Below are 18342 nucleotides of genomic sequence, written 5' to 3'. Positions count from 1 at the left end.
CGGACAGACCGCCCGGCACCCCTTTACGCATAAGCATGGCCCGCAGGGGTCAGCCTGCCTTGTCGAGTTCGGCCTCAAGCTGCGGCAGGATGGTGAACAGGTCGCCCACAATCCCGTAATCCGCCACCTGGAAGATCGGTGCCTCAGGGTCCTTGTTGACGGCAACAATGACCTTGCTGTCCTTCATGCCGGCCAGATGCTGGATCTGCCCGGAAATGCCCATGGCGATATACAGTTCCGGCGCCACGATCTTGCCGGTCTGGCCCACCTGGTATTCGTTCGAGACAAAGCCCTTGTCCACTGCCGCGCGCGATGCGCCAATGGCGGCGCCCAGACGGTCGGCCAGCGGCTCGAGCAGCTTGAAGTTTTCCTCATTGAGCATGCCGTTACCACCCGAAACCACCACGCGGGCAGATTCCAGTTCCGGCCGCTCGGACTTCGAGAGTTCGGTGGCGACAAAGGTGGAGCCACCTGGGCCCGCGGGCAGGGCGACTTCCTCGATGGTGGCGCTGCCGCCTTCCGCCGGGGCGGGATCGAAGGCGGATGCGCGCACCGTGATGACCTTTTTCGCATCAGCCGACTTCACGGTTGCCAGCGCGCTGCCCGCATAGATCGGGCGCACGAAGGTCTCGGCATCGTTGATGGCGACGATATCGGGGATCGGCTGCACATCAAGCAGGGCCGCCGCGCGCGGCAGCACGTTCTTGGCCGTGGCGGAAGACGCGGCCAGGATATGCGTGTAACCGCCCGCAAGCTGCACCAGCAGGGCTGCGACCGGCTCGGCGAGTTCGCTGTTGCCGGTGGTGTCGGTTACGGCAAATACCTTCTTCACGCCGGGGATGGCGGCAGCCGACTTCGCGGCAGCGGCGGCATCCGGACCGGTGACCAGTACATCGACATCGCCGAGCCTGGTGGCCGCGGTGATGGCGGAGCGCGAAGCCTGGCGGATCACGCCGCCTTCATGATCGAGGTAAACGAGAACGGTCATGATCAGATCACCTTTGCTTCGTTACGCAGACGCGAAACCAGTTCCGCTGCCGAATCGAGTTTCACACCCGCCTTGCGCTCCGGCGGCTCGGCCACCGAGATCACGCTCAGGCGCGGGGTCATGTCCACGCCCAGATCGGCTGGCGTGATCTTTTCCATAGGCTTCTTGCGCGCCTTCATGATGTTGGGCAGCGAGGCGTAGCGCGGCTCGTTCAGGCGCAGGTCGGCGGTGATGATGGCGGGGAGCGCCAGCTTCACGGTCTGTGAGCCGCCATCGATCTCGCGCGTCACCGTAACCGCGCCATCAGCTACTTCCACCTTCGAGGCGAAGGTGGCCTGCGGGCGGTCGAGCAGGCCTGCGAGCATCTGGCCGGTGGCGTTCATGTCATCGTCAATGGCCTGCTTGCCCAGAATGATGAGTTCCGGCTTTTCCTTTTCCACCAGTGCCTTGAGCACCTTGGCAACGGCGAGCGGCTCGGTTACGACATCGGTCTCGACCAGAATGGAGCGGTCAGCGCCCATGGCCATGGCGGTGCGCAGCGTGTCCTGCGCCTTGGCCTCGCCGATGGAGACGGCGATGATCTCGCTCACTACGCCTTTTTCCTTCAGGCGCACGGCTTCCTCGACCGCGATCTCGTCAAACGGATTCATGGACATCTTGACGCCAGCGGTTTCCACGCCGGAACCGTCGGCCTTCACGCGGGGTTTGATGTTGTAGTCAATCACGCGCTTAACGGGTACAAGAACCTTCATTGCATATTTGCCTGTCTGTCTTCGGATAAGGGCAATCGGTGTGGCGGATACATACCGTACCCGCCGGGCAATTACATCCCGCCCGGATAGTTCGGGCCGCCCGCCCCCTCCGGCGTGGCCCAGTCGATGTTCTGTGCGGGGTCCTTGATGTCGCATGTCTTGCAGTGCACGCAGTTCTGCGCGTTGATCTGCAGATGCGGGTCAGTGGCCTCATCGGCCACTTCATACACGCCCGCCGGGCAGTAGCGGCTTTCGGGCGCGCGGAACACATCCCAGTTCACCGTCTTCCACAGCGACATGTTGCGCACCTTGAGGTGGACGGGCTGGTCTTCCTCATGGTTGGTGGCGGACAGGAACACCGAGGAGAGGCGATCGAAGGTGATCTTGCCATCGGGTTTTGGGTAGTCGATTTTTGGCGAGATCGAGGCCGGTTCCAGCACTTCGTTATCGGCGTGGCGGGTGTGCAGCGTCCAGGGCGCACGGCCACGCAGCAGCATGGCGTCGATGCCCGCGTAAAGCGCGCCGCCCTTCATGCCGAATTTGGCGAAGGCGGGACGGATGTTGCGCACCGTGCGCAGTTCATCCCACAGCCAGGAATCCTTGATGCGGCGGGTATAGGAGCCCGGCTCCACGCGGCTGGTGGCCAGCGCTTCGCCCACGGCCTCGGCCGCGAGCATGCCCGACTTCATGGCCGTGTGCGTGCCCTTGATCTTGGGCACGTTGAGGAAGCCCGCCGTATCGCCAATCAGCGCGCCACCGGGGAAGGTCAGGCGCGGGATGGACTGGATCCCCCCTTCCGACAGGGCGCGCGCGCCATAGGCGATGCGCCGCCCGCCCTCGAAATACGGGCGGAAGGAGGGGTGCAGCTTCACGCGCTGCATCTCGTCAAACGGCGAGAGCCAGGTATTGGGGTAATCAAGCCCCACCACAAAGCCGTAGGAGACGAGGTTGTCGCCAAAATGGTACATCCACGCGCCGCCATAGGTCCGGTCATCGAGCGGCCAGCCAAAGCTGTGCTGGATCAGGCCGGGGCGGTGCATCTCTTTCGGAATTTCCCACAGTTCCTTGATGCCCAGCCCGTAGGTCTGCGGGTCCACGCCCTGGCGCAGGTTGTACATCGCCATGACCTGCTTGGTCAGCGAGCCACGGCAGCCTTCGGCAAACAGGGTGTATTTCGCGCGCAGTTCCATGCCCGGCGCGTAATTGCCGGTAGGCTCTCCGTCGCGGCCCACGCCCATGTCGCCCGTAGCGACACCGGCTACGCGCCCGCTGTCATCAACCAGCACCTCGGCCCCGGCAAAGCCGGGATAGATCTCCACGCCGAGTTCCTCGGCGCGGCCCGCCAGCCAGCGGCACAGGTCGCCAAGGCTTACGATGTAGTTGCCGTGGTTGCGCATGTGCGGCATCACGCGGTCGAGGAACGGGACCTCGATACCGCCGTTCTCGGTCAGGTAGAGCATCTGCTCTTCCGTCACGGGCGTGTTCAGCGGTGCGCCTTCTTCCTGCCAGTGCGGCAGGAGTTCCGCCAGCGCGCGCGGCTCGATCACCGCGCCGGACAGGATATGGGCGCCAATTTCGCTGCCTTTTTCAATCAGGCACACGGTGGCATCGGGGGCAACCTGGCGCAGCCGGATGGCCGCGGCCAGGCCAGACGGGCCGCCACCAACAATGACGACATCGAATTCCATAGTCTCGCGCGGGGTCTCGCTCATACCTCTGTTGTCCTCTTGCGTCATGACCGGGATGACATGGGATGAATGGGATTACACTTGTATAGGTGTGTTTCCTAGAACCGATTGGTGCGCGAATAAAGCCTTGCGTGCGTATTCTGTTCCGTCCGGCCGCATCATGGGGCCGTATTCAGGCGGCATGTGGCATCTGGGCCAGTTCCTCGGTCGCCCGCCATTCGGGGCTGACGTAATTGACGATCAGCGTGCGCCGCACCCCCCTGAGCGGCCTGCGCACGAAGCCATGCCATGATTTCGAGGACGGAATAAACAGCAGCCCCGAATTGAACAGCCCCGAGGCACGGGCCACCGGCGTGCCCTCCGCTGTCATGATATCGGTGCCCCAGTCCATCGCCTCAGCCCCCATCGAGAGTGAGACCAGCAGCGTCAGCCGCTTGGCGCCGATATCGGTATGTGGCTCAAGCCAGAAGCCATCGGTATCGAGGCACAGTTCAAGGCGCAGGGCGGCGTCCTGCAGCCGGGCATGGCACTGGTGGGTGAAGCCCGCGCGCGTGGCGGTGGCATCGAACAGGCAGGCCAGCTGGTCGAGTGCGGGATGGGCCGCGCGCTGGGCGGGGGTTACGAACAGCCGGTGCCCATTGCGGCCCGCGCGCTGGCCACCGCTGTCGCCGCCCATGAACCGCGCGCCGGGTACCCATTGCACCAGGGAGGCGGCAATGGCGGCAGGCAGCACGTCATGCAGTTGCCAGTGGGGATAGGGCCATGGCACGACAGGGCTTGCGGCAAGGGCGGCGGTGACGCAGTTGGTTTGCATGAAGGTCTGCTGCTGGCTGTGGGGTGGGCCGTGCTGGTGCCGTGGGGCCGCGCTTACAGGGCGCTGGCGTGGCGGGTGCTGCTCCGGGCCGTGAGGTAACGGTCAAAAACTGCCGCGACATGCCGCACGAAAGGCCGCCCCTTTTCGGTAAGACGCACGTCCCGGCCCGTGAGGGTGACAAGCCCGTCCGCCACCATGGGCGCAAGGCGGTTTCGTTCGGAGTCGAAATGACCGGCGGGCAGGCCGTGGCGGGCGCCCAGCGCATCAAGATCGACCCGCATGGTGCACATGAGCTGCTCAATGATATCGGCGCGTGCCCGGTCATCATGCTGCAGGCGCACGCCACGCGCCACGGGCAGGCTGTCGGGCCGGGCCATGTGGCGGGCATAGGCGGCGGCCGATACGGCGTTCTGCGTCATGCCGCCGGGCAGCGAGGAAATGGCTGAGGCCCCGATGCCGATCAGCACCGGCGCGCTGTCGGTGGTATAGCCCTGAAAATTGCGGTGCAGCGTGCCGGTGCGCAGGGCTTGGGCCATGCTATCATCAGGGCTGACGTAATGATCTAGCCCCACGGGCAGGAAACCGGCCTCGCGCAGCACGCTGTCCATCGCCGCGCGCTGCATGATGCGTTCCTGCGCGCCGGGCAGCTCGCCTACGGGCATGAGATTCTGACGCTTCTGCTTCCATGGCACATGGGCGTAGCCGAACACGGCCAGCCGGTCTGGCTTCAGGCTGGCCACGGCCTGCGCCGTGCGGGCAACGCCCTGCACATCCTGCCGGGGCAGGCCATAGATCAGGTCGATGTTGATGGAGCCAATGCCCGCCCCGCGCAGGGCATCAAGGCAGTCGCGCGTCTGTTCCCAGCTCTGGATGCGGCCACAGGCCTCCTGCACGCGGGCATCAAGATCCTGCACGCCCATGCTGGCGCGGTTGAAGCCAAGCTCATGCAGGAGTGCCGGGTATTCGGGCGGGAGATGGCGGGGATCGACCTCAATGCTGATCTCGGCATCGGGGGCTATCTCGAAGTCACGGCGTATGGCCTGCATCACGCGGCGCATTGCACTCGCGGGCAGTGTGGTGGGCGTGCCGCCCCCCCATTGCAGATGGGTCACGCGGCGACCGGGGCCAATCAGGGCAATGACGCGACGCAGTTCCTCGTGCAGCAGGGCGGCATAGGCGGCCCGCGCATCGGCATTGCGCAGCACGGCGGTGTTGCACCCGCAGAACCGGCATAGCGTGTCACAGAAAGGAACGTGCAGGTAAAGGGAAACCGGCTGGTCCGCCGGGAGGGAGGACAGCCATTCGCGGCTGTCGTCCGGGCCCACCGCATCCGTAAACTGGGCTGCGGTGGGGTAGCTGGTATAACGCGGCAGGTTGCCCCCATAGCGGGAAAGCAGGGTGCTGTCCGCCGCGCTCATGCCATCAGAACCGGTAAGCGATACCAGCGGAGATGACGGTCGGGTCCAGCGAGTCGTGGGCCTTGATCTTGGTGGTTTCACCAGCGTCTTCAGCCTCGGCGTGCATGCGCACGAACATCTGCTTCACATCGAAGTTGAAGAACCAGTTGCCAACCAGCTGGTAGTCAACACCGGCGTTGATGGACGGGCCACCGGTGAAGCTGGAGTTCAGCTTGGTCAGGCCCATTGCGCCGCTGGCATGCATGTTGTGGAACCACATGAAGGTGCCACCAACGCCCACATACGGGTTCAGGCGCTTGTGCGGACGGAAGTGCCAGGCCACCGTGAGCGTGGGGGGCAGGACCCAGGCGCTGCCCACATCGAGCTTGCCACCGACAGCGGCGCCTTCGGCCGCGACTTCATGGCGCGTGCTGGTGGCGATCAGGTCGAGCGAGACGTTGTCGGTCAGGAAGTATTCGAACGTCAGTTCCGGCATCACCTGGTTGGTGGTCTTGATGCGCGTGCCGCTGATCGCGCTATAGCGGCCGCCGCTGGCGGCAGACCACACCCGGCTGTCACGATCTTCGGGCAGCACGCCCACGGCGGACAGGCGGATCATGAAATCGCCGCGGCCCAGGCCGATCTTGGTCGAGGCACAGGTCTCGAAGATGCCGCAGTGGCCCTTCGGCTGCGCCGGGGCAACGGGGGCTGACAGCGGGGCATTGACGTAGGTGGAGGGAGCGGTCGTCTGTGCGTGGCCAGCCACGGGGGCCAGCGCCGAGGCGCCGAGCACTGCCGACAGGGCAAGTTTGCGAATGTTCTTCATGGTAAGCAGACCCTAATTTCTTTCCCGGCTGGCAGGCAGGCGAGAGCGTTAAGAATACTCAAGTTAGTTTGATGTGTGCAGAAATCACGGCCACCTAGCACTCGGCCTTGATATGAATCAATCAACCAGACAGAACTATTTACGTGTTGTGGTCCAGCCTGACTGTTCTTTCGGTAATGTTGCCGTATGAACACAGTCTGGGAAACGCGCTGTGTGTTTTTGCAGCGGGTTTACTATGGGTGATGGTTCGTATGGCGTCACACCCCCACTCGCGCGCCAGTGTTTCCATTGCGGGGAGCAGCGCATCGATAATGGTCTGCGCCCCGGTGTAGGACAGGGTGATGATGTAGTCCGATGTCAGGGTATCGCCCGAACACAGGTCGAACCCGCGCCGGAAGGTGGCCATGCCGCACGGCGGCCTGGCATCGCCATAGCGGGCGACAAGGATGCCCTGCCGCGCCCGCGCGCCGGGGCGGGCCAGCCTGCGGCCGATCCGCATCCATTCGCGCAGCGTGAGGTGTGGAAAGGACAGGCGCACAAGTGGATAAAGGAGCGGGACATCGGCGGGGTCCAGTCGTCTGACCATGGGCGGGGGGACGGCCTGCACGCGTCGGGATTTCCTCGGGCTAAGAATTTTTTGTTATGATCCGTCGTGTTTACCTTATATTTCTGGGTTGACCGCATTGATTTACATCAACCCATCAGCCATAGTCTGCGCTCTTGGCGAATGCATTTATTGTATTTCTAGGGAGCCAGGGCATGTCCGGTTACTTCGGCGCCGGAACGCGGGCGCCTGAAAGTGAATTGGAAATTATCATGTCGGATATGCCTTCGTGTCAGTTTGAATCGAGGCCACGGCGTATCGTGATCGGGTCGGGCGGCGTACAGGCGGATTTCTGCGCCAGTTGCAGCGTTCGCCCCACCAGTGTCTGTAGCGTGATCGAACCCTCCGATATCTCCCGCCTGGCCGAAGTCGCGGTGGAAACCATCATTTCCCCCGGTCGCGGCTTTATCGAGGAAGGCGCACCCGCGACCGACTTCTTCAACGTGACATCGGGTACCGTAAAGCTGTTCAAGGCCCTGCCCGACGGGCGGCGCCAGATTACCGGTTTCGCGGCGCCGGGGCATTTTCTCGGCCTTGCCGTGTCCGACAGCTATGCCTTTGGCGCGGAGGCGATCGACACGGTGCGCGTGTGCCGCTTCTCACGCGAGAAGATGGGCGAGCTGCTCGATGATTTTCCCAAGCTCGAGCGCCGCCTGCTTGAGGAAGCCTCCAACGAACTCGTTGCCGCCCAGAACCAGATGCTCCTGCTTGGCCGCAAGACCGCGCGCGAGCGCGTGGCGAGCTTCCTGCTTGACCAGATGCAGGCAGGCCTCCTGCCCGGCCAGCCGCCGCCATCGGGTGGCCGGCTGCACCTGCCCATGACCCGCGGCGACATTGCCGACTATCTTGGCCTGACCATCGAGACCGTCAGCCGCACGCTGAGCTGGATGCGCGCGCAGGGCATGATCGAGGTGGGCAAGGGTTACGCCATTACCATCGTGTCAACGCCCAAGCTTGAGGTGCTGGCCGCAGGCAACAGCTAGTCTTCCAGCCGGTCGGGGTCTTCACCCGGCGTGGTGCTGTCAGGCATTTCGGTAAAGAGCGGTTTCTGTGGCGCGGGATGGGCCGGGCCACCGACGATGTGGCCCAGCGGGGTCAGAATTTCCACATGGTCGCAGATGATCTTGAACACCGCGAGCAGGGGCACCGACAGGAAGGCCCCGAAAATGCCCCACAGCCAGTCCCAGAACATGAGTGACGCCATGACCAGCACCGGGTTGAGCGTAAAGCGCCGCGCCAGCACCATGGGGGTTATGGTCTCGCCTTCCGTCAGGTGGATGCACAGGTAGATGGCCGGGGGCAGGAGCGCCTGCCACACCGATGGATAGACGAACAGCCCCACCAGAAAATAGATGATGATGCCCATCATCGGCCCGATGATGGGAATGTAGTTGAGCAGGAACGCCATAACCCCCCACAGCAGCGGGTTGGGCATGCCCAGCAGCCAGCACTGCACCATGTTCACCACGCCCACGAGGCTGTTGATGATGGTGATGGTGGCCAGATATTCCGACACATTGCGCTCGATCTGATAGGCGATCTGCACCGTGCGGCGCTTGTCGGCGAAGGTGGGCATGATCTCGACAAAGCGCCTGAGCAGGCTGTCCCCCTGCGCGAGCAGGAAGAACAGCATCAGGATCATGGTAAAGAACTGGCCCATGAAGGCCTGCGTGCCCAGCAGGATGGAGGAGGAAAAGCGGTCCAGCCCCGCCACCCCGCCACCGCCCGTTGGGCTGGACACGATGATGACGTGCCCGTCCTGGGTCTGTGCATCGGTTGCGGCCGCCGTGGCATGCCCGCCTGCGATGGAAAGGAAGTTATGGATCCGGTCCGAGGCGCCGGTCAGGAGCTGGAATGGCCCGCGCAGGAAGGCCAGGCGCTCCTGTAATGTATTGATCGCCTCGGGCGCGCGCTCGAGCCAGCCCGTGGCGGGCACGGAAATGGCGGTGCCCACCGCCCCCACCACGCCAAATACGCACAGGATCAGGCACAGGGCCGCCAGTGGCTTGGGCAGGTGCAGCCGCGTGTGCAAAAAGCGCAGCGGCGAGGACAGCAGCAGGTTGACCACCAGCGCCAGGATCATGGGCAGGATGATGGCCGAGGCGAAATACAGCGTATAGAACACCGCCAGCACGCTGAGCAGCAGCAGGCAGGCCGTGCGGGTGTCGAGGCGGCTGTGGCGCATGACCTCGATGGCGCGCTGCTGCTGGACCTGCTCGTAGGATGGTGGCGGTGGGGGCGGTGTCTCGGGCGGCATCGGTTCAGGTCCTGGCTTGTGCTGGCTTGGCCCGTATGGCCGGGGGGCTGGTTGTCCGCTTTCCCGTGCCCACCCGCTCCTTATGGCTGTATCGGGCAGGCAGGACCAAGGATTTTGGCACATTCCCGCTACGCAACCATTGCAGGGGGCGGCGCGGTACACGCTAACGTGAATTTTCCGGCCCCATATGCCCCCTCACACGACTTGAAAGTGGCGGGAGACAGGGATCAAATACGCCTTAGACGAAGGTTCCTGCCTTTCGCATACAATCAATGGAGAGTCCCATGGCCTGGAATACCCCCAAGATCGTTGAAGTCCCCCTGGGCGCCGAGATCAACAGCTACGTCTGCGGCGAAAAGAAGTAAGATGGAAACATCGCCGCCTGTCTCGCACAGGCGGCGATTTTCTTTTACACTCTGCGTCCATGATCGACATTATCGTTCTCGGCGCGGCGGCGGGTGGCGGATTTCCCCAATGGAACTCCAACGCTCCCGGTTGCAGGCGGGCCAGGGCCGGCGATCCGGCAGCCCTGCCCCGCACACAGGCTTCCATCGCCATCAGTGGAGATGGAAAAAACTGGTTCGTGGTCAACGCATCGCCTGACCTGCGTACCCAGATCAACCAGACCCCGGCCCTTCACCCGCATGAAGGCCTGCGCTCCACGCCCATCGCCGGCGTGATCCTGACAGGTGGCGAGGTGGATACCATCACCGGCCTGCTCACCCTGCGCGAGCGACAGCCCTTTACCCTTCTGGCCACGCCCGAAGTGCTGTCCATGCTGGACGCCAACCCCATTTTTGAGGCCCTGAACCGCGCGGTCGTGACCCGTGAACCGATGGGACTCGACCAGCCCCTGGCGCTGAAGCTGACCGATGGCGCGCCCGCGGGCCTGACCATCGTGCCCTTCGCCGTGCCTGGCAAGGTGCCGCTTTATGCCGAGTCCGGCCCCGATCCCGCCGCCATATGCGAAAATGGCGAGACGATCGGCCTCGAGATTTCCGATGGCAGCCACCGCGTATGCTTCGTGCCCGGCTGCGCGCGCATGACCGATAACCTGCGCGTGCGCCTGCGCGGGGCGGATGCCGTCTTCTTTGACGGCACGCTGTGGGTGGATGACGAGATGGTGCGCGCGGGCCTGGGTGAAAAGACCGGGCGCCGCATGGGCCACATGTCCATGGATGGCATGGACGGCACCATCGCCGCCCTGCGTGACCTGGGCATCAGGCGCAGGATTTTCATACACATCAACAATTCCAACCCTGTGCTGCTGGCGGATACGCCCGAGCGCGCCGCCGTCGAGGCCGCAGGGTGGGAAATCTCCCATGACGGGATGAGGATTACGGCATGAGCGCACCCCTGCTTTCCCCCGATGAACTCGAGGCGGCACTCCGCGCCATCGGGGCGGAACGCTATCATAACCTGCACCCCTTCCATCGTGCGCTGCATGACGGGCGGCTGAACCGTGCGCAGGTGCAGGCCTGGGCGCTGAACCGCTATTATTACCAGGCCAGCATTCCCGCCAAGGACGCAACGCTGCTTGCCCGCCTGACCACGGCGGAACTGCGGCGTGAATGGCGCCGGCGGCTGGTCGACCATGATGGCGATGCACCGGGCACCGGCGGCGTAGCGCGCTGGCTCAAACTGACCGACGGGCTGGGTCTGGACCGCGCCTATGTGGAGTCGCTCGAAGGGCTGCTGCCCGCCACCCGCTTCGCGGTGGATGCGTATGTGGCTTTCGTGCGCGACCGTTCCATCCTCGAGGCCATTGCCTCGTCGCTGACCGAGCTGTTCTCGCCCACCATCATCAGCGAGCGCGTGGCGGGCATGCTGCGCCATTACGACTTCATCACGCCCGAGACGCTGGCCTACTTCCAGCCGCGCCTCACACAGGCCCCGCGTGATTCCGATTTCGCGCTGGCCTACGTGAAGGAGCATGCCCGCACGCCCGAGCAGCAGCAGGCGGTGCTTGGCGCGCTCAAGTTCAAATGCGGCGTGCTGTGGGCCATGCTCGATGAGCTGGAATATGCCTACGTCAATCCCGGCCGCATCCCGCCCGGTGCGTTCCGCCCGGACGCGGCATGAGCGCAGACCTCACAGACGACAGCATTATCCGCTTCGCGCGCGGGGTGCGGCTGCAGCATGACCGCGTGCGCGAGCGCTGGATCATCCAGGCGCCGGAGCGGGCCTTCATTCCCGACCCCATCGCGGCGGAGGTGCTGAAGCTCGTTGATGGCACGCGCACGCTGGGCCAGATCATTGCCGATCTGGCCAGCCGCTTCGCGGCCCCGGTTGATGTGATCGGGCGCGATGTCCATGTCATGGTGACTGATCTCATGACCCGACAGGTGCTGGTGGCATGACCGAAACCATTCTCTCGCCCATGAGCCTGCTGGCGGAACTCACGCATCGCTGCCCGTTGCAGTGCCCGTACTGTTCCAACCCGCTGGCGCTGGAGCCGCGTCAGAACGAGCTTTCCACCGCCGAGTGGATCAGCGTGCTCGACCAGGCCGCCGAGATGGGGGTGCTGCAGGTCCATTTCTCGGGTGGCGAGCCGATGAGCCGCCCCGATCTGCCCGAACTCATCCGTCATGCGGTGGGGCTGGGGCTATACACCAACCTCATCACCTCCGGCGTGCTGCTTAACGAGAAGACCTTCCCGGCGCTGGTGGAGGCGGGACTCGATCACGTCCAGCTTTCGTTTCAGGATATTGATACGGCAAATGCCGAGCTTGTTGGCGGCATGAAGGGCGCGCAGGCCCGCAAGATCGAGGCGGCGCGGCTGGTTGCAGCCGACGGCATGCCGCTGACGCTGAACTTCGTCATCTACCGCGAAAATGCTGCGCGCGTGCCACAGATGCTTGAGGCCGCCGTGCAGATGGGCGCGCGCCGGGTCGAGATCGCCCATACGCAGTATTATGGCTGGGGGCTGGCCAACCGGGAGGCCCTCATGCCCACAGCCGCCCAGCTTGAGCAGACGACCGAGGCGGTGGAAGCCGCGCGCAAAAAATACGAAGGCCGCCTGACCATCGATTACGTAACACCCGATTACTATGCCGACCGGCCCAAGCCGTGCATGGGCGGCTGGGGGCGGCGGTTCATCAACATCTCGCCCTCGGGCCGGGTGCTGCCGTGCCATGCGGCCGAGACCATCCCCAACGTCGCCTTCCCCGACGTAAAGCATGACACGCTGGACCATATCTGGCGCGAGGCCCCGCTTTTTACCATGTTCCGCGGCACGGACTGGATGCCCCAGCCCTGCCGCAGCTGCGACCAGCGTGAGAAGGACTGGGGGGGCTGCCGCTGCCAGGCGCTGGCGCTGGCGGGTGATGCGGCAGCGACCGACCCGGTATGCGCGCGCGCGCCGGACCATGAGCGGGTCAAGGCCGTGCTTGATACCCTGCCTGCTGAACCGCCGCCCTTTCGCTACCGGCGTTACGCGCGTGCTACGGATGAGGTCGGCTGACCTCACCCTTCACATCCACGCGCGGCAGGCAGATCACGAAGCGGGCGCCCTGCACGTGGCCATCGGCATCCATGCGGTTTTCAGCACTGATGGTGCCGCGCAGGGCCTCGATGATCTGCTTGCTGATCGACAGGCCCAGGCCGGAATGCTGGCCGAAATTCTCGCTGCTCGGCCGCTCGGAATAAAAGCGGTCGAAAATGTTGTCGAGCTTGGCCTGCGGGATGCCGGGGCCTTCATCGCTGACCGCAATCTCCACCATGCCGCCCGCAGGCACCGCGCTGAGCAGGATCTTGCCATCAGGCGGCGAGAACGAGATGGCGTTGCCGATCAGGTTGCGCAGCACCTGCACCAGCCGGTCCTCCACCGCCAGCACCACCAGCCTGCGCTCGGGGCTGTCGCCGCTGCTGGCCACAGCCATGAAGGGCTGGCCCGGCTGGCGCGTGGCCTGATGGATTTCAGCCAGAACAGACAGCAGCGGCACGATGGCCACCGGCTCGGCGCGGGTGCGTGAGAGTTCGGCATCGACGCGGCTGGCATCGGAAATATCGGTAATCAGCCGGTCAAGCCTGCGCACGTCGTCATTGATGATCGACATCAGGCGGCGCTGGCGCTCGGGGTCATCAATGCGCAGCAGGCTTTCAATGGCCGAGCGGATGGAGGAGAGCGGGTTCTTGATCTCGTGGCTGACATCGGCGGCAAAGCGCTCGATGGCATCCATGCGGGCCCACAGCGCGCTCGCACTGTCCTGCAACGCGCGGGCGACCTCGCCAATCTCGTCACGCCGGGCCAGCAGGCGCTCGGGCACCATGTCGGTGCGGTCGGAGGATTCGCGCATGGTATGGGCCGAGGCCGCGAGCCGCAGCAGCGGCCGTGCGATGGTGAGCGACAGATACCATGACAGCAGGATGGTCAGCGCCAGCGCCATGAGGAACAGCGACAGGATGGAAGAGCGCACCGCAAACAGCGAGCGGTCAACATCGCGCGCCTCACGCGTGAGCTGGATGATGCCCACCGTGGTCTGCCCCGCATGCATGACAGGCTCGGCCACCGTCACCATGAGCTGGTGGTCGGCGTTGCGACGGATATAGGGCGGGATCTCCATCACCCGCGTGCCATCAGGTTGGGTGACAGGCTGGATCGACGGGTCCGAATCCGGCGTGTCCAGCTTCATGATCCGCTCGCCCGAGAGCGTGGGCAACTGCGCCAGCAGCCAGTTATAAAGCCGCTCGCCCATATTGATCGAGGCCCCGTGGGGGGGAGGCGGATGTTCGTCTTCCTCGGCGGGTGGAAGGGGTGTGGCCTTGATGCCGAAGCCTGCCTGTTCCACGCGGCTGTCGGCCACGACCTGCCCATCAGGGGCGAACAGGCGGGCATGCGCACTCGGGCTGGGCTCTGTCAGGCGTAGCAGCAGCGGGCCTGCAAGGTCAGGGGCCAGGGTCACGTCGCGGTGCGACACGATCACGGCGCTCTGCCCCAGCGCGCCCGCATAGATGCGCGCCTGCTCGCGCAGCGCCGAGACCTCGGCCTCGAGCAGGCTGTTCTGGAACTGGGTCAGGTAGAGCAGCGTCAGCGCCAGCAGGCCGAGCGGCAGCGTATTGACCAGCAGGATGCGCCGCATGAGCGGCGAAACCAGCCGGGGGCGGTATTCCATGAATTCCGCAACCGCGTTCTGTTGCTCCCCGCTCCACCGCCGGGGCAGCAGGCGGCGCAGCGGGCGGGAAAACGGCAGGGAAGACAGGAGGAGACGGGACACCGGCGTGCTCATTCCTCCTTGTAGCGGTAGCCGATTCCGTACAGCGTCTCGATCTGGTTGAACTCGTCATCCACCTGCCGGAACTTCTTGCGCACGCGCTTGATGTGGCTGTCGATGGTGCGGTCATCCACGTAGATGTTCTCGCCATAGGCCGCGTCGATCAACTGGTCGCGCGACTTGACCAGGCCGGGGCGGGCGGCCAGCGCCTTGACGAGCAGGAACTCGGTGACCGTAAGCTGGATGTCGCGCCCGTGCCACAGGCACTGGTGGCGGGTCTCGTCGAGCGACAGGCCGCCGCGCACCATGGTGCCGGTAGGGCTGATGCCCGCCGCCTCGCTGCGGCTGACCTCGTTGCGGCGCAGCAGCGCGCGGATGCGCTCGAGCAGCAGACGCTGGGAGAACGGCTTGGTGATGTAGTCATCAGCCCCCAGGCGCAGGCCCATGAGCTGGTCCACTTCCTCATCCTTGGAAGACAGGAAGATCACCGGCAGCTGCGAGCGCGCGCGCAGGCGCTGGAGCAGTTCCATCCCGTCCATGCGCGGCATCTTGATATCGAGCACCGCCAAGTCGGCCGGGCGCGATGACAGACCATGCAGCGCACTCTCGCCATCGGTATAGGTGCGGACGATGAAGCCTTCCGCCTCCAGTGTCATCTGCACGGAGGTCAGGATGTTCCTGTCATCGTCAACCAGCACGATCGTCTGTTTCGTTGGCTCCATGGGGGCTCTCTTTTTGCTCCTTCGCCGATCCGGGCATGACCGCCAGCATCTTGCCTGGCAGGCGCGCGCAGCATAGCGTCATAACCGCCCGCATGTCATGAGGGGATGCGGGCGCCGGGATCCCCTGGAATGATAACGTCATTCCGGCTGCTCCGTTCACGTCGGGGATGTTGCGCAAAATCGGCATGCCTGCCGGGAGCGCAATGCCTTGTCCATCGGTCAGTCGTTACCTACTTGTAAGAGCATGAGCGAGAACACAGACCCCACCCCCTTTGCCGACGCCACCCCCGGCGACGGCACGCCCTCCGGCGCGCAAGGCGCCCACGCCCATGAATCGGCTCCCCCGCCCGAGGCGGAGGCCGGACCCGATCCGCGCATAGCCGAGCTTGAAGCCGAAGTCTCGGCCATGCGCGACAAGTGGATGCGCGCGGAAGCCGACATGCAGAACCTGCGCACCCGCACCAAGCGCGAAGTGGAAGACGCCCGGCAGTATGCCGTGCAGAAATTCGCCAAGGACGTGGTCGAGGCCGCCGAGAACCTCAAGCGCGCGCTCGCCAGCCTGCCCCAGCCCACCGAGGGCGAGGACAAGCTGCTGACCAGCATGCGCGAAGGCATCGAGAGCACCGAGCGTTCGTTCATGGGCATTCTCGAGCGCAATGGCATTAAGGCGGAAGACGCGAAGGGCAAGCCCTTTGACGCCAACCTGCATCAGGCCATGAGCCAGCAGCACAGCGACGAACACCCCGCCGATACCGTGATGGAGGCCTGGACTCCGGCCTGGACCCTGCACGGGCGGCTGCTCAAGCCGGCCATGGTGGTCGTATCAAAAGGACCGGCGCAGGCAGGGTGAAATCCCGCCCGTGCATGGCTGGATCCTCTTGAAAGCGATGCCCGGGCTGCCTACATCGGATAATGATGACGGCGTGCGGATGGATGTGAAAAAACAGTCCGCGCCACACGCCGGAATACTGAAAAAGAAGGGTCTGTCCCGATGCTTCGGGTCCGGACAGGCCGCTGAAAAGGAGAAGACTTTATGAGCAAGGTTATCGGTATCGACCTTGGTACGACCAATTCCTGCGTTGCCGTGCGTGAAGGCGACGAGACGCGGGTTATCGAGAACAGCGAAGGCGCACGCACGACCCCGTCGATGGTCGCCTTTACCGACAGCGGCGAAATGCTCGTCGGCCAGGCCGCCAAGCGCCAGGCGGTCACCAACCCCGCCAACACGCTTTATGCCGTCAAGCGCCTGATCGGCCGCCGTTATGACGACCCGACCGTGGCGAAGGACAAGGGTCTTGTCCCCTACGAGATCGTCAAGGGCGACAACGGCGATGCATGGGTCGAGGCGCAGGGCAAAAAATATGCTCCCGCGCAGATCTCCGCCTTCATTCTGGGCAAGATGAAGGAAACCGCCGAGTCCTATCTTGGCGAGCCGGTCAAGCAGGCCGTCATCACCGTTCCGGCCTACTTCAACGACGCCCAGCGTCAGGCCACGAAGGATGCGGGCCGCATCGCGGGCCTTGAAGTGCTGCGCATCATCAACGAGCCGACCGCTGCTGCACTGGCCTATGGCCTGCAGAAGAAGGACGGCGGCACCATTGCGGTCTATGACCTTGGCGGCGGCACGTTCGACGTGTCCATCCTCGAGATCTCCGATGGCGTGATCGAGGTGAAGTCCACCAACGGTGACACCTTCCTCGGCGGTGAAGACTTTGACGCCCGCATCATCGGCTTCCTGGCCGACGAGTTCAAGCGCGAGCAGGGTATCGACCTGCGTCAGGACAAGCTGGCCCTGCAGCGCCTGAAGGAAGCGGCGGAAAAGGCGAAGATCGAACTCTCCTCCTCCAAGGAGACCGAGATCAACCTGCCGTTCATTACCGCTGATGCATCCGGCCCCAAGCACCTTGTGGTCAAGCTGAGCCGTGCGAAGCTCGAAAGCCTGGTCGATGACCTGATCCAGCGCACGCTCGAGCCCTGCCGCGCGGCGATGAAGGATGCGTCGGTTTCGGCTGGCGAGATCGACGAAGTCATCCTCGTGGGCGGCATGACCCGCATGCCCAAGGTGATCGAGGCCGTCAAAGAGTTCTTTGGCAAGGAACCCGCCCGCAACGTGAACCCCGACGAAGTGGTCGCCATCGGCGCCGCCGTGCAGGGTGCGGTGCTGCAGGGTGACGTGAAGGACGTGCTGCTGCTCGACGTGACCCCGCTGTCGCTGGGCATCGAGACGCTCGGTGGCGTGTTCACCCGTCTGATCGACCGCAATACGACCATCCCGACCAAGAAGAGCCAGACCTTCTCGACCGCGGAAGACAACCAGAACGCCGTGACCATCAAGGTCTATCAGGGCGAGCGTGAAATGGCGGCTGACAACAAGCTGCTTGGCAACTTCGACCTGACCGGGATTGCGCCCGCACCGCGTGGCGTGCCCCAGATCGAGGTGACGTTCGACATCGACGCCAACGGCATCGTGTCCGTCTCGGCCAAGGACAAGGCGACCGGCAAGGAACAGCAGATCAAGATCCAGGCTTCTGGTGGTCTGTCCGAGTCCGACATCGAGAAGATGGTGAAGGACGCCGAAGCCAATGCCGAGGCCGACAAGGCCAAGAAGGAGCAGGTCGAGGCCCGTAACCAGGCTGAAGGTCTGACCCATCAGGTCGAGAAGTCGCTGGCTGAAGGTGGCGACAAGATCCCGGCCGCTGACAAGACCGAGGCGGAAGCCGCGATCGCCGCCGTGCGCAAGGCGCTTGAAGGCACCGATGCCGAGGCGCTGAAGACCGCGACCGATAACCTGACGCAGGTTGCCATGAAGGTTGGCGAGGCCATCCACAAGGCAGGCCAGGCCGAGGGTGCCGCAGGTGCCGCCGCAGGTGGGGCAGCACCGAAGGACGAAAAGGTCGTGGACGCCGACTTCGAGGACGTGGACGACTCCAAGAAGTCCTGATTGCCGCAAGGCGTCATACAGGCTCCGGAAAGCGGGGCGCGGGCCTGAGGCGCCGCGCTCCCTTTCCACCAGGGTGGCGCCCGTGCTTCTTTGAAGACGGGCGCTTTTCATATGCTGCCCAACAACCAAAGCTGGAACGC

Annotated in this window: 18 protein-coding genes; 8 read left to right on the top strand and 10 right to left on the bottom strand. The window is 64.3% G+C overall.

Annotated features, from left to right (window positions below; genetic code table 11):
- Positions 1-49: 49 nt before the first annotated feature.
- From CDI09_RS04970 to CDI09_RS04940, 7 genes are all read right to left on the bottom strand, one after another.
- On the bottom strand, positions 50-988 hold the full coding sequence (locus tag CDI09_RS04970) for an electron transfer flavoprotein subunit alpha/FixB family protein (protein WP_078525557.1): 939 nt from the start codon (positions 986-988) through the stop codon (positions 50-52).
- A 2-nt stretch (positions 989-990) separates the two neighbouring features.
- Entirely contained in the window at positions 991-1740 is a 750-nt protein-coding gene (locus CDI09_RS04965) for an electron transfer flavoprotein subunit beta/FixA family protein (protein WP_078525559.1), read from the bottom strand.
- 71 nt (positions 1741-1811) lie between these two features.
- Complete coding sequence (locus CDI09_RS04960; RefSeq protein WP_078525562.1) at positions 1812-3452, bottom strand: electron transfer flavoprotein-ubiquinone oxidoreductase; 1641 nt, start codon at positions 3450-3452, stop codon at positions 1812-1814.
- A gap of 148 nt (positions 3453-3600) precedes the next feature.
- Positions 3601-4242, bottom strand: a complete 642-nt coding sequence (locus tag CDI09_RS04955) for a 2OG-Fe(II) oxygenase family protein (RefSeq protein ID WP_078525565.1) — start codon at positions 4240-4242, stop codon at positions 3601-3603.
- A 53-nt stretch (positions 4243-4295) separates the two neighbouring features.
- Positions 4296-5660, bottom strand: a complete 1365-nt coding sequence (hemN, locus tag CDI09_RS04950) for an oxygen-independent coproporphyrinogen III oxidase (protein WP_110571206.1) — start codon at positions 5658-5660, stop codon at positions 4296-4298.
- A 4-nt stretch (positions 5661-5664) separates the two neighbouring features.
- Entirely contained in the window at positions 5665-6465 is an 801-nt protein-coding gene (locus tag CDI09_RS04945; protein WP_078525571.1) for an OmpW/AlkL family protein, read from the bottom strand.
- A gap of 139 nt (positions 6466-6604) precedes the next feature.
- Entirely contained in the window at positions 6605-7072 is a 468-nt protein-coding gene (locus tag CDI09_RS04940; protein WP_249033997.1) for a hypothetical protein, read from the bottom strand.
- Positions 7073-7281: 209 nt separating this feature from the next.
- On the opposite strand from CDI09_RS04940, the gene CDI09_RS04935 reads away from it, so the two are divergent.
- Positions 7282-8052 (top strand): Crp/Fnr family transcriptional regulator, encoded by a 771-nt coding sequence (locus CDI09_RS04935; RefSeq protein ID WP_078527875.1) that lies wholly within the window; start codon positions 7282-7284, stop codon positions 8050-8052.
- Here CDI09_RS04935 and CDI09_RS04930 read toward each other — a convergent pair.
- Positions 8049-9326, bottom strand: a complete 1278-nt coding sequence (locus CDI09_RS04930; protein ID WP_408884487.1) for an AI-2E family transporter — start codon at positions 9324-9326, stop codon at positions 8049-8051. The two genes, CDI09_RS04935 and CDI09_RS04930, sit on opposite strands and share 4 nt — an antisense overlap.
- A gap of 284 nt (positions 9327-9610) precedes the next feature.
- Here CDI09_RS04930 and pqqA point away from each other — a divergent pair, with 284 nt between their 5' ends.
- From pqqA to pqqE, 5 genes are read left to right on the top strand one after another with little or no spacing between them, the layout of a single operon-like run.
- Positions 9611-9691, top strand: a complete 81-nt coding sequence (gene pqqA / locus CDI09_RS04925) for a pyrroloquinoline quinone precursor peptide PqqA (protein ID WP_010508617.1) — start codon at positions 9611-9613, stop codon at positions 9689-9691.
- A 59-nt stretch (positions 9692-9750) separates the two neighbouring features.
- Complete coding sequence (pqqB, locus tag CDI09_RS04920) at positions 9751-10674, top strand: pyrroloquinoline quinone biosynthesis protein PqqB (RefSeq protein WP_078525576.1); 924 nt, start codon at positions 9751-9753, stop codon at positions 10672-10674.
- A complete protein-coding gene (gene pqqC, locus CDI09_RS04915) occupies positions 10671-11408 on the top strand; it encodes a pyrroloquinoline-quinone synthase PqqC (protein WP_078525579.1) in 738 nt (245 codons plus the stop codon). Before pqqB ends, pqqC begins: the two co-directional genes overlap by 4 nt.
- The gene (gene pqqD / locus CDI09_RS04910; protein ID WP_078525582.1) at positions 11405-11686 is read left to right on the top strand and encodes a pyrroloquinoline quinone biosynthesis peptide chaperone PqqD; all 282 of its coding nucleotides are present in this window, start codon (positions 11405-11407) and stop codon (positions 11684-11686) included. The genes pqqC and pqqD overlap by 4 nt, the downstream gene beginning before the upstream one ends.
- Positions 11683-12789, top strand: a complete 1107-nt coding sequence (gene pqqE, locus CDI09_RS04905) for a pyrroloquinoline quinone biosynthesis protein PqqE (protein WP_078525584.1) — start codon at positions 11683-11685, stop codon at positions 12787-12789. The genes pqqD and pqqE overlap by 4 nt, the downstream gene beginning before the upstream one ends.
- On the opposite strand, the gene CDI09_RS04900 is transcribed toward pqqE, so the two are convergent.
- Positions 12770-14440, bottom strand: coding sequence for a stimulus-sensing domain-containing protein (locus CDI09_RS04900; RefSeq protein WP_205836709.1), 1671 nt, complete (start codon positions 14438-14440; stop codon positions 12770-12772). The two genes, pqqE and CDI09_RS04900, sit on opposite strands and share 20 nt — an antisense overlap.
- Positions 14441-14550: 110 nt before the next feature.
- Positions 14551-15261 carry a response regulator transcription factor gene (locus CDI09_RS04895; protein WP_061275238.1) on the bottom strand — a complete coding sequence of 237 codons (711 nt, stop codon included), beginning with the start codon at positions 15259-15261 and terminating at the stop codon, positions 14551-14553.
- 244 nt (positions 15262-15505) lie between these two features.
- Here CDI09_RS04895 and CDI09_RS04890 point away from each other — a divergent pair, with 244 nt between their 5' ends.
- Both CDI09_RS04890 and dnaK read left to right on the top strand, forming a co-directional pair.
- Positions 15506-16111: a nucleotide exchange factor GrpE gene (locus tag CDI09_RS04890; RefSeq protein ID WP_078525587.1), complete on the top strand. Its 606-nt coding sequence runs from the start codon at positions 15506-15508 to the stop codon at positions 16109-16111.
- Positions 16112-16294: 183 nt separating this feature from the next.
- The gene (dnaK, locus tag CDI09_RS04885) at positions 16295-18202 is read left to right on the top strand and encodes a molecular chaperone DnaK (RefSeq protein ID WP_078525590.1); all 1908 of its coding nucleotides are present in this window, start codon (positions 16295-16297) and stop codon (positions 18200-18202) included.
- The last annotated feature ends 140 nt before the right edge of the window (positions 18203-18342 follow it).

The organism is Komagataeibacter nataicola, assembly GCF_003207795.1.
GTDB lineage: Bacteria > Pseudomonadota > Alphaproteobacteria > Acetobacterales > Acetobacteraceae > Komagataeibacter > Komagataeibacter nataicola.
Note: the sequence above shows the minus strand (reverse complement) of the source record. Positions and strands in the feature narration are given on the sequence as shown.

Coding starts and splice junctions, on each gene's coding strand:
- CDI09_RS04930 (WP_408884487.1), bottom strand. CDS start 9,326: ATGCCGCCCGAGACACCGCCCCCACCGCCACCATCCTACGAGCAGGTC.
- hemN (WP_110571206.1), bottom strand. CDS start 5,660: ATGAGCGCGGCGGACAGCACCCTGCTTTCCCGCTATGGGGGCAACCTG.
- pqqC (WP_078525579.1), top strand. CDS start 10,671: ATGAGCGCACCCCTGCTTTCCCCCGATGAACTCGAGGCGGCACTCCGC.
- pqqE (WP_078525584.1), top strand. CDS start 11,683: ATGACCGAAACCATTCTCTCGCCCATGAGCCTGCTGGCGGAACTCACG.
- CDI09_RS04890 (WP_078525587.1), top strand. CDS start 15,506: ATGAGCGAGAACACAGACCCCACCCCCTTTGCCGACGCCACCCCCGGC.
- CDI09_RS04900 (WP_205836709.1), bottom strand. CDS start 14,440: ATGGAATACCGCCCCCGGCTGGTTTCGCCGCTCATGCGGCGCATCCTG.
- CDI09_RS04960 (WP_078525562.1), bottom strand. CDS start 3,452: ATGAGCGAGACCCCGCGCGAGACTATGGAATTCGATGTCGTCATTGTT.
- CDI09_RS04955 (WP_078525565.1), bottom strand. CDS start 4,242: ATGCAAACCAACTGCGTCACCGCCGCCCTTGCCGCAAGCCCTGTCGTG.
- CDI09_RS04970 (WP_078525557.1), bottom strand. CDS start 988: ATGACCGTTCTCGTTTACCTCGATCATGAAGGCGGCGTGATCCGCCAG.
- CDI09_RS04895 (WP_061275238.1), bottom strand. CDS start 15,261: ATGGAGCCAACGAAACAGACGATCGTGCTGGTTGACGATGACAGGAAC.
- pqqA (WP_010508617.1), top strand. CDS start 9,611: ATGGCCTGGAATACCCCCAAGATCGTTGAAGTCCCCCTGGGCGCCGAG.
- CDI09_RS04945 (WP_078525571.1), bottom strand. CDS start 6,465: ATGAAGAACATTCGCAAACTTGCCCTGTCGGCAGTGCTCGGCGCCTCG.
- pqqB (WP_078525576.1), top strand. CDS start 9,751: ATGATCGACATTATCGTTCTCGGCGCGGCGGCGGGTGGCGGATTTCCC.
- CDI09_RS04965 (WP_078525559.1), bottom strand. CDS start 1,740: ATGAAGGTTCTTGTACCCGTTAAGCGCGTGATTGACTACAACATCAAA.
- CDI09_RS04935 (WP_078527875.1), top strand. CDS start 7,282: ATGTCGGATATGCCTTCGTGTCAGTTTGAATCGAGGCCACGGCGTATC.
- dnaK (WP_078525590.1), top strand. CDS start 16,295: ATGAGCAAGGTTATCGGTATCGACCTTGGTACGACCAATTCCTGCGTT.
- pqqD (WP_078525582.1), top strand. CDS start 11,405: ATGAGCGCAGACCTCACAGACGACAGCATTATCCGCTTCGCGCGCGGG.